This window comes from Sphingobacterium sp. UBA5996, assembly GCF_002429765.1.
Lineage (GTDB): Bacteria > Bacteroidota > Bacteroidia > Sphingobacteriales > Sphingobacteriaceae > Sphingobacterium.
Genome location: NZ_DJAS01000007.1, coordinates 143066 through 156555, shown reverse-complemented (window position 1 = coordinate 156555; position 13490 = coordinate 143066). Strand labels below are relative to the sequence as shown.

Here is a 13490-nt window from a genome sequence, read left to right as displayed (position 1 = left end):
TTTTGAGACAGCCTCTTTATTTTTAATCTTTTTTCAGGATATTGTACAGTAGACTGACTTGAACTACATGTTAATTGAACATCACAACCTCCGTTAGTCAATCAACTTGGACTGATGACGTTCTAACGTGTTGTAAATCTTTTTCACATCTTGGGATTTCTCCTTCTGCAATACCAAGATCGCATCTTTGGTATGCACAAGGATGCTATCGCGCAAACCTACAAATGCAGTATAGATATCCGTACCGATAACCATATTACCGTTCTCATCCACAGGATGCCCCGTCTGTTTCAAGTAATCATACATCGATTCAAAAGAGCCCAAATCTGACCATTGGAAACTTGTCGCCACGACGCGAATCTTCTTGGAGCGCTCCATCACTGCATAGTCAATGGAAATAGAAGGAATATCTTTCGAAAGTTGAAGATCCAATTCGCCATTCTGCCGATGCTTCCACGCGTTATAGGCTGTTGCATACACTTTAGGCTCAAAATTTTGAAGTTCCGCCAAGAAAGTATCTGCCCGAAAACAGAACATGCCCGAATTCCACAGAAAATTTCCACGTTCGATAAAGTCCTCCGCAGTATCCTGGTTTGGCTTCTCACGGAAAGACAATACTTTGTCCTCCTTATATTCGATATAACCATATCCCGTTTCAGGTCGGGTTGGCTGAATCCCAAAGGTAACAATATAGCCCTTATTCGCTTTTTCAACACCCTCCTTTATGGCCGCAGCATACGCTTCATCCCCGACAATTACATGATCAGACGGTGTAACGACCAAAATATCATCTGGCTGCGCAGCAAAGGCAGCAAAAGCAATTGCAGCAGCGGTATTACGTGGAGTTGCTTCAACAATATCGATGTAATCGATCTTATTGTTTTCCATCACCTCTCTACTCAAGGTATGATTATCACGATTTCCAACCACAATCACCTGTCCACACAACGATTGATTGCGCTTTACAGTCATTTCGAACAACGATCCATTCTTAAAAAGCGAAAGATATTGCTTCGGGTAACTTTTCCGTGAAAGTGGCCATAGACGGCTCCCTACACCACCTGTTAAAACAACGTGAATGATATTGCTCATAATTTTTATTTTTTCTCACTTTCTTTAGCAGCAACAACACGGCGCAGACCTGCACTGGAAAAACGGTGTGTGCGTTTATTGTAATAGATATCAATATTTTCCTCCACGCAATAAGAACGCCCAGTAAAATCTTTATCCCGATATTCCTCACCGATAATACGGATATCAATCGGAAAAGCTTTGATGATATCAATCAAATCCTGCTCGGTCTCATAGGGGATAATTTCATCCACATAACGGCAGCCTTCCAACTGTACATAACGTTCTACAATGGTCTGTGTTGGTTTTGCTTTCTCGGGAAAAACTTCTGATGGATCCGTATTTAAACCAATAATCAGGTAATCACAATTTCTTTTTGCTTCTTCAAGCATCATAATATGGCCAGCGTGCAGTAAGTCAAACACGCCAAAGGTAATTCCAATTTTCATCTTACAATCTGTTCTTAAAAGGTTGATGCGCGTGCATTAGATAGTTTTGAGGGCAGGTTCATGGTCTGAGCTGGCATCTGCCACAATCCGCCGCAAGCCAGAACTTGAGAAGCGGTGATCTCGGCTATTAAAATAAAGCTCAATCCCTTTTTCCTCACAATATGCTCTTCCCGTAAAGTTCTTCTCGCGGTATTCATCACCGACTATACGCACATCAATATTGAAGGAACGTAAGATATCTTCGAGATCCTGTTCGGTAGCATAGGGAACAATCTGATCCACATATTTACATCCTTTAAGCTGTACATAACGCTCAACAACGGTCTGAACAGGCTTATTTTTTTCTGGACGGTCAAGTGTTGGGTCTGTCTGCAATCCACAAATCAAATAGTCACATTGTCTTTTTGCATCTTCCAACATTTTGATATGCCCTGCATGCAGTAGATCGAATGCACTGAACGTAATACCTATACGCATCCCTTTTTCTGGAATATTCATCATAGTCACATTGATTTTAATGGAATAGAAAATTTATTGTATTCATCTATCAAAGATAAGATATATCTAATAACAAACGGAGTGAAGATTTGGTTCGAAAATTATATACTTATTAATTTGAGGAGATTTAACGACATTAATTAAGGTTCTTAATAAAATTAATAATATGAGTTGCAGCATTTCCATCACCTTAGGGGTTGTGTAATTCAATCATTTTTCAATAAATCGACTTTTTATGCAATAAATTATTCGTATTCTCTACTATTTTGATCTTTTCGGTTACAGCTAGGATTACAGTTCCGGCGGCTACGGCTTCGGGTCGTTCTAATGCGACAAATAGCTAATTAAACAAAAAGAACTTAATAGATTACACGAGCGATGCAACATTTCCATGTCTTAGGTATAACTGTGCACAAGCTCTAGCATCAGAAAGCGCTTCATGGTGGTTAAGTTCAATACCAAGTACCTCACAGCATGCGTTCAAACGCGCAGGTTTAAAACCTTTACCTTGGTAAATTTTGAAGGTGCATTCCCATTTTTCATGCAAACCAAGGAATTCGTAAGGTAAATTGTAATAATTCATGGTTTTGCGAAGCACTCCACGGTCAAACAATTCGTTATGTGCTACCATAATACGATTATTAATAAGAGGGTAAATCTGAGGAAATAAATCTTTAAAGGTAGGTGCTTGCACTGTGTCTTTAGGTCGGATACCATGCACACGCGTAGTCTGCCACATGTACTTATTTTGAGGAGGCTGAATCAAGGAATAAAACTCCTCCACAATAATGCCCTGCTCAACAACAACAAGCCCGATGGCACAAGCCGAATTCTGATCTGCTGTAGCTGTTTCGAAATCTATTGCGGTAAAACTTAATCCTGATTGCATAGTCACTTCTCCAAAGTTGTAGTAAAATTACTAATTTTCAATCAATATACGACCTATCTATAGCCATATACACCAAATTGAAGACTTACTTTCGAAAAAAAGTGTTATAGATGTATAATACTATTTTTGGAGGTAACAGTCGAACTGGAAATTTGAATAACCTGTATTTTATAAGTTGCGAAGCATTAAAAGCGTTGATCGAACGGGCATAAGCTAAAAACTTATTTTCTTTTTTTAAATAGTGCAATCCGCTTCTACGCTTAATCGTTTCAACTCCGTCTCCAACCCTAAAGTCGAGTAAAGTATCCTGGATATTATAAAACCTAGCACCCTTTTTCCATAAGGTAAGAAAAAGTGCGTAATCTTCAAACAGCAATAAATCGGCCCTATAGTTGCCAGCCTGTAAAACAGCTGTTTTTCTCATCATAATAGATGGATGATTAAAGGGATTACGAAGATAGATTGTATTTACTATATCGTCATGATACTCAGGGGACATCTTAAATCTATTCAGATCTCCGGGTATACTATGAAATTCTTCTATATTAGCTCCCACCACATCCACTTCAGGGTTAGCACTCATAAACTCAACCTGTTTTTGAAAACGTTGCGGTCGGCTAACGTCATCGGTATCCATTCGTGCAACGAGCTCATGGCTACAATGTTCCAGTCCAACGTTCAAAGCATGACCCAAACCTGTATTTTCTGTAAGATTTATCAAGTTCAAAAGCTGCGGATGTTTTTGATCAAATTCACTGATAGTTCGCTCCAATTCCGGAGTTAATGGCCCATCTTTCACCAAAACAATTTCGTCGGGAGGATATGTTTGATCCACAATACTGTTCAAGGCCACTGATAAGTTCTCAGGTTTTTCTTTAATATAAACCGACATTAAAACGGAAAATTTCATCATATTTATTAAATTATCTTCAACTAATTCTGTGGAATTAAAAATTACCTTCTTTTAATAACGTATTGTAATGTTTGTAATATGATTGAGCCATAATAAAAGATGTAAACCTTTGTAAATAAACTTTTTTTGCATTCTTTTCAAGTGATACTCTATTTAAATCAGCAGTTTGAATAGCCTCGATTAACGCTTCAGGATTATCCAAATCAAAATAAGAAACTTCGTCTTCAGAAAATATTTCACGGTGTATATTTATGTCAGAGACAATTATCGCTTTACCCGCACCTGCTGCTTCGAGCAACGCTAATGGCAATCCCTCCATATAAGATGGAAAAATGTAAAAGTCAAAATAACGATTATATCTGCTTCCTTCCAATCGAGAGCCAAGAAAATGGCACCGATCAGCAACTCCCAACTCTTTTGCACGAGCCTCTAACGCAACTTTCTCAGGTCCCTCTCCAATAGCGACTAAAGCAAAATTTGGCATCGAAGGCAAAACCTCAACAACCTGCCGCACCCCTTTCCTTTTTGTCATTACACAAGCTACACCTAAGACTTTATAATTTTCTTTTAATTTTTTAAAGACTATTTTATCATCTGGATCAATATCATGATGACTCAAATTGCGACCATTATTAATTACGGTCATCTTAGCAACAGGAATCGATTTCGTATAATGCTGCTTCATGATATTTGTCAATACAACTATGCTATTATGCTTTCGCAAAATATACGTCCAAAATGTCTCTATCACTTTCCCAGCTATAGGCCCATATTGAAGTTTGTATTCTTCGTAATATATTCCATGCAGTGTACTCAAACATCTACCTTTAATTTTACTTCGATTTTTATAAATAAAATAATCAGGTCGTATACCATGTGAATGCACAATATCGCTAGTAAAAAGATGTGTTAGTTTACTTTTATCTTTAATCCAATACGCAGGACAGTCCACGTTAAGAGGTTCATCTAGCTGGTCAAAATAAAACAAAGACACTACATCATTTGGGTACATGTTGACCAAATTTGAAATGATATCTCTTGCAACTAAAATAGGTCCGGCATTCTTCAATGCAGGTACCAATATGGAAATCCTCATTTTTTATTTATTTAGTTATTACGTTTTGATATTTTTGAATAAAAGAATTTTCGGATAAAAACTGATTGTATCTAAAAATTCCATAGACAAACAAAAGAATTAGCATAGATAGTCTCACTGGTCGAAGCCCTATGGTATGAGGAATGATAAAGATGTACACAAACTGCATGATTAAACCAAAACGTGATAATATCGCCATTTGATTAAAAACAGCTCCAAACAACACAGCCGCCAGTCCAACCTTTAAAAAAAACACAAATCGATTTTCGCCAATATCTTTTATTATCTGCTCCCGAAAAAACCAGTAAATCAATATATTGAAACAATAAAAATAGATAGAAAAACTATTTGCTTTTTCTGTATAATCCTCTCCGGTCAAATAGCTTATATATCGACTATCACCAAGTAAAACCCCTAAAAGTCTACCAAATATATCGCTTAAGGAGAAGAAAGTAACCATTATTGCCAATCCAGAAACGACTAATACGCCCATTGTATTCAATTTCAATACACGATTGGTTATATATATAATAAAAATGGCAATAGCGCTGATATGGAACATAGTCGCACAAATAATTATCAATACCGACTGCCATGACTTGCCACTGTAATATTTAAGCAGACCATACCAAGCTAACGTAGTCGCTACGCCGAACCTGATCTGTGTGAAACCACCACCCAAGTACATCAATGATACATAAAGAAAAAGGGAAAGAAACCAGTATTTGGAGAATCCTACAATAACTTTATAAAGAAAAAACAAATTTAAAAAGGCGACAAAAGTAAGATAAATATATTCGGGAGCCTTAATCGATTTAAAAACAACATTAGTAACAACAAAAAATGGTTCTCCATAAACATCACTCAAATTATATCCTCCCACAAAAAATTCCCATAGTGTTGGCGCCTGGTTATATATGCGAACATATTCCAGATAGTCATTATCGCATTCAAACCTTAATCCGGCAAATAGGCCCAATAAAATTATCAGACCGAGCATTATTAATTTTTTGTAGGCAGTTCTTATCGTTATCTTAAAAACATCGATAACACAAAAAATTAAAACAATTACGAATATAAGCCAGTACCAAATCATAATAGAAATATTAGATACTTTTAAATAGTTGAAGCCAAGATTCAATAACAGCCGTCTTATTAAACCTTGTACTATCTCCCTTAGCGGCTAAAGAGAACTCTTCCCTTAGCTTATCATCCTCCATAGTACGAGTAAGGGAAGCAACAAATTCTTCCTCTTGATCATCAGGCACTAAATAACCATTATATCCATCTTTTACTATATCGCGGGGTCCCGTAAGGCAATCGTAACTAATAATGGGAAGACCGTAAGACTGGGCTTCAATCAACACCATTGGCAATCCTTCCCAACGTGATGTCATCAAATAGATAGATGCTTGCTCATAATGATCTTCAATAGTAGAAGTTGTTTTTATTAAATTAACATTGTCGAGCTTATAATCAGCAATTAGCTCTTTCAAAACTGCTTCATCCTCGCCGTCACCAACAATATCGAGCCTCCAATCCTGCAGATGAGAAGGTAGTTTAGACCATATTTTGATCAGGCGATAGAATGCTTTTTGCTCTGTCAATCGACCTACAGCTAGAGCAACCTTATTAGATTTTAAATGAAAATTAGATTTAATGTCAAGTGTTAGGAAATTTGGTATAGCACTAACTTTTGGTTTACAGGCAAAGTTTGTCAAATACATCTCTCTGTCTTTCAACGTCAAAGTAACGATAGCATCGGCATAATTACTTGCCATATAGCGTGCAAAACGCTCTTTGAAACTTTTAAAAATTAATGAGACATTAAAATGTTCCCAAACGATATTACGGTGCGATAATCCCACGTTGGCGACTATTGAAAAAGGACACAACAGGGCACCAATATTAAGTACAATAGATCTTTCTGGACACTTTTTAAAAATCCGCCTCAATTTCCATATGAGTTTTGGAAAAAGAATAAAAAGAGGCACTTCCCGCTGAAATAACGTTACTATACGTATCCTTTTATCAACATCAAAAAAAGGCGTGTTGGAGCCAAAAAAACTAATAATAGTTACACTAGACGCAACCGAATTTATCAATTCATTTGCCAGTCCTATGCCTATCCTTTCTGTTCCACCGGCATTTGTGATATTACTACTTAATAAAACGATATTCATTTTTATCTATTTCCCCTTTCTACTTTTCAAAAACAAAAGCCAAGGCATGGCGTAAACCCTATTACTAAAAAAAGCTACCATAATAAAATTAATAAAGCTAATGATCACAGTGGAATATGCACCTCCTAACGGACCATAACTTTTTATTGCAAAATAGCTCAAAAGCAGTTGTAAACACGCACAAAAGAAAGTTATTGAGGCTAACGTCTTAGTACGCTTAACAAAGAATATGTAATTGACAAAGAGTAAATACATCCCTTGAAAAGTCTGCGACAGTATTGCCCAAAACACAAACTCTTTTGCTTGTATATATTTTGATGAAAAAAAAGTTTCCAGAATAAAATTAGAACAAAGTGTAAAAAGCAAACAAGATATGATCAAAATGCCAATACCGTAGTAAGTAATTTTAACCAATTTTATTTTATTTTTATTCAATTCTTCCTCATCCACAGTGCTTAACGATTTATACAAATAAGGAGTAAAAGCATTATTAAAAGACAATGTCAAGAAGGAAACAAGGGTTCCAAATTGAAAGCCTGTTGCGTATAAACCTGTTGCACTCTCATCTATAAATTTAGTTATATAGATTCGGTCAATGCCCGATCTTATCCAGAAACTAAGAGCGTGGGGAATCAGCGGGACACCGAAATAGAGAATATCTTTTATATAAAGATTGTCAATATCAATTTTAAGATAACCTCTCCTATACAGCAGAACTAAACTAAACAGACCAAATGACATCGCCGCGACAAGCATACCATCTACGCGTCCTACCCATCCCATATGGTATGAGATGACCAGCAGCAACGAGACGCCGATATTTACAATCGTTTGTAAAATTTCGTAGATACCAAAGTTAAGGGCTTTTTCCTCCAGACGCCACAATGATAAATTGATTGAAGTTATAGTCGTACCAAAAGCCATCAGCACTAAAAGAAAAAGATAGTGGCGGGGAACTTTGACAAAATCATAAACTAGGTGATAAAACAATGAAAAGATTGCAATTATCACAATTGTCATTATACTTGTTAGCAAACATGCGTTAAAGATATAACGCGCTAAATCATCCTTAGTAAATTTATAATAATTGACACTTACAGCCCCATCTACCCCTAATGTAATGAAAATAGTGACAATGGCAAGTAGTACATTGAAATTAGCTATGATGCCATAATCACTTGGTGTTAAATAATAACTTAATAAAGGCAATATTAAGAATGGTACAGCTTTATTTACAGCATCGCAAAATGTATATATCAAACTGGATTTTAATAAACTACTTTTAAAAATACTATTAATTTTCATCCATCAAGTCTAAAACTTCCTTAAATACAACGTTAAAATTGGAAATATTTTTTTCCGCTTTACAAAAATAGTTGGTGAGATAATTTTGGTACTTTTCAAAATCTACACTTACGTTTAGATTTTCACATGTAACATCTTCTTTAATTATTGTAGCACCGATTAGATCTTTTCCCAATTGCATATTTCTATATACCGACTTTAAAAAGTCATTCTTTAAAAATAATCTCGCAAAGTTTAGATAGATAATCGGCTTCCCCGCTAAAAGAGCATAGCTAATTGCCAAACTTCCATGCGTAATAACCATTTCTGAATGAATAACAAGCTCAGCGGTCCTATTGGCAAGGACTAATCTATCCCCAAATTCATTTTTATATACAGCTTTTGGATGGCTAGCTATCACAATCTTTAAACCAGTACATCGCTCAATTTTGTCAAAAACCTCGTTAATTTCCTTATAGTATGCTGATTTGGAAATCATATTTTCCTTACCTAGCATAATGATATCTGGATGATCCAGTATCATCATATCAAGATAAACAATGTAGGGCTGACCTAGGATTGATATTCCGTCCTTCTTTTTTTCATATTCTATCACATCAAAATAATCCAATGACACCAGTTTCTTAGCACGGTTAATATACTCTTGACTTTGTCCGGTAATAAATAAAAGATCAGGTATTTCAAACTCGTGATTGGCGAAACGATTAAAAGCCCAATTTATCGATCTATCAAACAAAGTTTTAAAATTCAATGCTTTTAGTTTATCAATAAAAGATGGCGTTTGTATCAAAGATTTTGTTGGATTTAAGTAATAATCTATTCTTATCCACTTTAATCCATTGATAGTAATTTTTTCAAAGATTCTTTTTGTGCTATATAAATACCAAAATTCAACGATTAATAAATCATTTTTAGGATTTAATGTTTCCAGCTTTTCAAACAATTCATTTAAAGTATTAATGTAATTAACATATTCTTTTTCAATACGATAATTAAATTTCGCTTTTCTCATATAAGGAAGGACGTCACACAATGACCAATACTCCACCTTATACCCTTTCTTTTGAAAATCTTCAATGAAATAGAAATCTATTTTACGCTCATGAAATGGCTCATGATCCATTATTATTATTCTCATGTCTCCCTTCCCTTCTGATTTAGAAATTAATTATAGGCTCTTGAATTGTAATCAAAATTCTTTTATTGCCACTAAATAGCAGTCCAACCGCCATCTACCATTAAGTTATGACCGGTGATAAAAGAAGCATCATCTGACAATAGAAAGCTAATCGCGGGCGCGATCTCATCAGGACGTCCCATCCTACCTAATGGTGATTTATCGCTATATCTTTTGATAAAAGACGGATGCTGATTTTTCTCGTCTATAATACCGCCAGGCGAGACACAGTTCACACGTACATTATATTTACCATAGTACGAGGCCAAGTATTTAGAGAAGTTGATCACGCCACCTTTTATTGCAGCATAAGCTGCAGGAGAAGTTCCTCCATATTCCTGGTAGAGGGAAAAATCATTGCCAACGACACCATAAATAGATGCGATATTTACAATCGCACCCGATTGTTGGTCTCTCATAACCGCTAATACCCGTTGACAAATGTAAAAAACAGCATTGAGTTGCATATCGACATTTTCCTGCCAAGACTCAAAAGGAATATCCTCAAATCGTGTTCCCCAATCAGCTGTTCTCGGATAGGCCAAATTAACTAATCCGTCAATTTTGCCATATTTGTCTAGCACATACGCTACCAATCGATCAATGTCATGTCTTTGGGCAACATTGCTCTGGAAAAAATCAACATTTCTTTCCGCATGCTCTCTTTGAACTATATCTGCTCCTATAACAAGGGCTCCCTTTTTTGCTAAATCTGCAGCTGTTAGCGAACCAATTAAACCTGAAGCACCGGTCAGAATAATTACTTTACCATTTAATGAACTCATAATTATCTATTTTTACGTAAACCTGTTTTGTACCAATTATATCCGCGGTTAATTATATTTTCTAAAAACAGGTTTAATAACTTTTGATTTTAAAAACTCCTCAATATTACCTTCCAATGCTTTCTTAACTACTTCCAAAGAAGCTTGTACCGCATCTAAAGTTAGCGTCAGCTCTTTATCTTGATGGGCATGTGACAGCGCCAAATACGGCATCATTACGCCATTTGTGATCATTTCCTGTGCGAACAATGTCCTTAGCGGTAAAGAAATATTGTGCTCAGCATCCTTCACAACATAATTTGGTGAACAGGCAAATCCTTCCACATAGAAATTATTTGCGAGACCTAGACCGCTGGAAATATTATTCATTCCGTCCGTCAATCTTTTCCCAAAATCCCAAAAATGCTGCACAACATTGTCGCGCTGAAGAACTTCCACTGTTTTGATAAATGCTCCCAACGCACTCATTTCTGCTCCATGCGTCGTTGAAGTTAAGAAAACACGTTCAGCTCCCTCTTCCAGGATACCGCCAATTTTCATTATTTCTCTCTTACCACCCAATGCCGCTACGGCAAAACCATTCGCCATTGCTTTACCAAAAGTACAGAGGTCCGGCTCTATATCGAAATAAGATTGCGCGCCTCTCAGGTCCCAGCGAAATCCGGTAATCATTTCATCAAGAATAAATATTGCTCCGTTACGATGACATAGATCTTTCACCTGATGTAAAAAATCATTAACCGGTCCTACGGTTGTTGTAGGCTCCATAATCACACCTGCAATTTGACCCGGATATTGATCGAACAACAGCTGCAACGATTGGATATCATTATAATGAAACTTGCATGTAAATTGACCGAATTCGCTTGGAATTCCACGCTCTAGAACGGTTGAACCAATAAACCAATCGTCATAAGAAAAGAATGGTTGTTCAAATGGCACAGCAACATATTTTCGACCTGTATAAGCACGGGCAAGCTTTACTGCAGCGCTAGTGACAGCAGAGCCATGTTTGGCAAACTTAACCATCTCGACGGAAGGCAATAAATCCACCATTAATTCAGCCGCAGCTAGCTCCGTCATAGAAGCCCGCGTCAGATTATTCCCCTTTAGAATTTCAGCATAACATGCGTCAGCAATTTCTTTATTTCCATATCCGATATTAACGGACCGTAATCCCATTCCAAAATCTAAGAATTTACGTCCCTGATCATCGAAAACATAACAACCCTCCCCTCTTTCTAATATTGATGGTGCATTTTCTGGGAACTGATCGTCTCCACGCGAATATGTATGTGCTCCCCCAGGAATTAGTTCGTGTAATCTCTCTTTGTAGTTCATTTTCTTTAAAGCGTCTAATTTTCGTCGTTTTTTTGCTTATTAAAATTGCTCCAATATTCATCATTCAGTTCTTCATTGATACTGTTCCATCCATTTGAAAGAATATGACGAATCAAATCCTCATCCTTCAGCAACAGGATCTGCTTACCTAGCGACTTAATGGTAGTTTCAAAAAAAACTGCATCTTTTTCGTAATCTAATGTCATTCTCAAACTTTCATAAGAAGGCTGGCTTGTCATTATCACATTATGACATTGTTCAATATCAAATATTTTGCCCCATCCTGTTTCTAAAGTTTTATTCTTTTTGTTCGTCAATGCGCGCGCTAGAAATTCTGATTTATATCCCATAACGTTCATCCCTAGTGGTAAACCCATTGATTTCGCAATCGGCCGATTTGAGATAAGTTCATTCAAGACTAGCCTGGCAGCAGTAGGCGAACACAAAATATCATCACCATCAATAGCGATGATATTTTCTATACCGTGCGCCTGAGCACATTGAAGATGCCTTAAAGGAATATTATCGTCTGATCCATAAAAAACTTCTACATGTTGACCTGAAAAATCCTCAAATCTTTTATTCTCTGTCTTTATTGAAGTTGTTATAAAGATTTTAGCTTGATTACTTTCCAATTCAGAAATAAATTCAGACTCCATTCTTTTTAGAAGCCACTCCAAAAAGGTAAGATCATCGACTTTTATCAAATGTTTCTGTCTTAAGCGTGTAGATCCTAACCTAGCTGTAATAAAAATTCCTGTAGACATCCTAGAAAGTTGAAATTATATTTTTATCATCTGAATTTTCTACTGCATACAAAACTTTTAACACCTTATGGTCATGCTCCAACGAGTTTGGATAACTTTTAGCGTTAAAAGCCGCATTGGTAAACATGTCCATTTCATCGATATACATTTGTTCAGTAATATTTTTATTATAACCTGATTCTGCGGAAAGCGTTTCATAAGCGATTTCTTCCCATACATTCGATACAGGATCATATATCTTAATTAGATTGTCATCCCAATTCCAATACAGCTGCTTATCGCTCCCATTTATTACCAGCCTTCTTGTCGCATACCTGGAAACGACATCAACGGATAGGTTAAATATCATGTTTTCATAATCCATTAATAGATTATAAGTATCGTCTATATTTGCTGCCCCTTCAATGTTAATAGTTTTCTTGTAAAGCCCTACAATACGCGTAGGAAATCCAAAAAGCATGGTTATCCAGGTCAGTTCAAATGGAACAATTTCACGGCCTCCCCCAGTTTCCTTTTTAGAAACATAGTATTCGCTTACAGGTTCATAACTATGCCAATCTGGTAAATATTGCCCCGAATGATATAATATATTAGAAATTGATCCAAGCTCTCTACTAGAAACAATCTGGGTTATTTTCTTTATCGCAGGATGAAAATGTAAAGTACATGACGGAGCCAATAACACCGACTTATCTTTCGCTTTTTCAATAAGAAATTCCATATCGGTATCGACCACGCTCGCTTCAATAAAAGCTGGGATTCCGAGCTCAACAGCTCTTTTCATATAAATATGATGAAGATCTGGAGGAACAGAAATTATAAATGCTGCAATAGACTCTTTTAAGGCCAAATCAAAATCATCGTACACATCAATACCATATTTTTGCTGAGCTTCTAATCGTCTATCAGACCTCAAATCAAAACCATATACATTTTTATAACCAAGCGCCTGCAAATTTCTAACACGCCTTTTGCCCATTGATCCAAGTCCTATAACCAATATTTTCTTTTCCATT

The 13490-nt window shown here is 36.3% G+C and carries 14 protein-coding genes; all 14 read right to left on the bottom strand.

Annotated features, from left to right (window positions below; translation table 11 throughout):
- Nucleotides 1–93 precede the first annotated feature (93 nt).
- Nucleotides 94–1092, bottom strand: a complete 999-nt coding sequence (locus B3E00_RS05295) for a mannose-1-phosphate guanylyltransferase (protein ID WP_293937437.1) — start codon at nt 1090–1092, stop codon at nt 94–96.
- A gap of 5 nt (nt 1093–1097) precedes the next feature.
- A complete protein-coding gene (locus B3E00_RS05290; protein WP_293937434.1) occupies nt 1098–1520 on the bottom strand; it encodes an adenylyltransferase/cytidyltransferase family protein in 423 nt (140 codons plus the stop codon).
- 36 nt (nt 1521–1556) lie between these two features.
- The gene (locus B3E00_RS05285) at nt 1557–2021 is read right to left on the bottom strand and encodes an adenylyltransferase/cytidyltransferase family protein (RefSeq protein WP_293937431.1); all 465 of its coding nucleotides are present in this window, start codon (nt 2019–2021) and stop codon (nt 1557–1559) included.
- A 364-nt stretch (nt 2022–2385) separates the two neighbouring features.
- Nucleotides 2386–2907, bottom strand: a complete 522-nt coding sequence (locus B3E00_RS05280; protein ID WP_293937428.1) for a 3'-5' exonuclease — start codon at nt 2905–2907, stop codon at nt 2386–2388.
- A gap of 85 nt (nt 2908–2992) precedes the next feature.
- Nucleotides 2993–3820, bottom strand: a complete 828-nt coding sequence (locus B3E00_RS05275) for a glycosyltransferase (RefSeq protein ID WP_293937426.1) — start codon at nt 3818–3820, stop codon at nt 2993–2995.
- A gap of 34 nt (nt 3821–3854) precedes the next feature.
- A complete protein-coding gene (locus B3E00_RS05270) occupies nt 3855–4916 on the bottom strand; it encodes a glycosyltransferase family 4 protein (protein ID WP_293937424.1) in 1062 nt (353 codons plus the stop codon).
- A 7-nt stretch (nt 4917–4923) separates the two neighbouring features.
- Complete coding sequence (locus tag B3E00_RS05265; RefSeq protein WP_293937421.1) at nt 4924–6012, bottom strand: EpsG family protein; 1089 nt, start codon at nt 6010–6012, stop codon at nt 4924–4926.
- A gap of 10 nt (nt 6013–6022) precedes the next feature.
- Nucleotides 6023–7099 (bottom strand): glycosyltransferase family 4 protein, encoded by a 1077-nt coding sequence (locus B3E00_RS05260; RefSeq protein ID WP_293937419.1) that lies wholly within the window; start codon nt 7097–7099, stop codon nt 6023–6025.
- 6 nt (nt 7100–7105) lie between these two features.
- Nucleotides 7106–8404, bottom strand: coding sequence for a lipopolysaccharide biosynthesis protein (locus tag B3E00_RS05255; RefSeq protein ID WP_293937417.1), 1299 nt, complete (start codon nt 8402–8404; stop codon nt 7106–7108).
- Nucleotides 8394–9542 (bottom strand): hypothetical protein, encoded by a 1149-nt coding sequence (locus B3E00_RS05250; protein WP_293937415.1) that lies wholly within the window; start codon nt 9540–9542, stop codon nt 8394–8396. The genes B3E00_RS05255 and B3E00_RS05250 overlap by 11 nt, the downstream gene beginning before the upstream one ends.
- A 71-nt stretch (nt 9543–9613) precedes the next feature.
- Nucleotides 9614–10366 carry an SDR family oxidoreductase gene (locus tag B3E00_RS05245; protein ID WP_293937413.1) on the bottom strand — a complete coding sequence of 251 codons (753 nt, stop codon included), beginning with the start codon at nt 10364–10366 and terminating at the stop codon, nt 9614–9616.
- A 48-nt stretch (nt 10367–10414) separates the two neighbouring features.
- On the bottom strand, nt 10415–11707 hold the full coding sequence (locus B3E00_RS05240) for a glutamate-1-semialdehyde 2,1-aminomutase (protein WP_293937412.1): 1293 nt from the start codon (nt 11705–11707) through the stop codon (nt 10415–10417).
- A gap of 14 nt (nt 11708–11721) precedes the next feature.
- Nucleotides 11722–12474 (bottom strand): cytidylyltransferase domain-containing protein, encoded by a 753-nt coding sequence (locus tag B3E00_RS05235; protein ID WP_293937410.1) that lies wholly within the window; start codon nt 12472–12474, stop codon nt 11722–11724.
- Between the two features lies 1 nt (nt 12475).
- Nucleotides 12476–13489 (bottom strand): Gfo/Idh/MocA family protein, encoded by a 1014-nt coding sequence (locus B3E00_RS05230; RefSeq protein ID WP_293937408.1) that lies wholly within the window; start codon nt 13487–13489, stop codon nt 12476–12478.
- Between the last annotated feature and the right edge of the window lies 1 nt (nt 13490).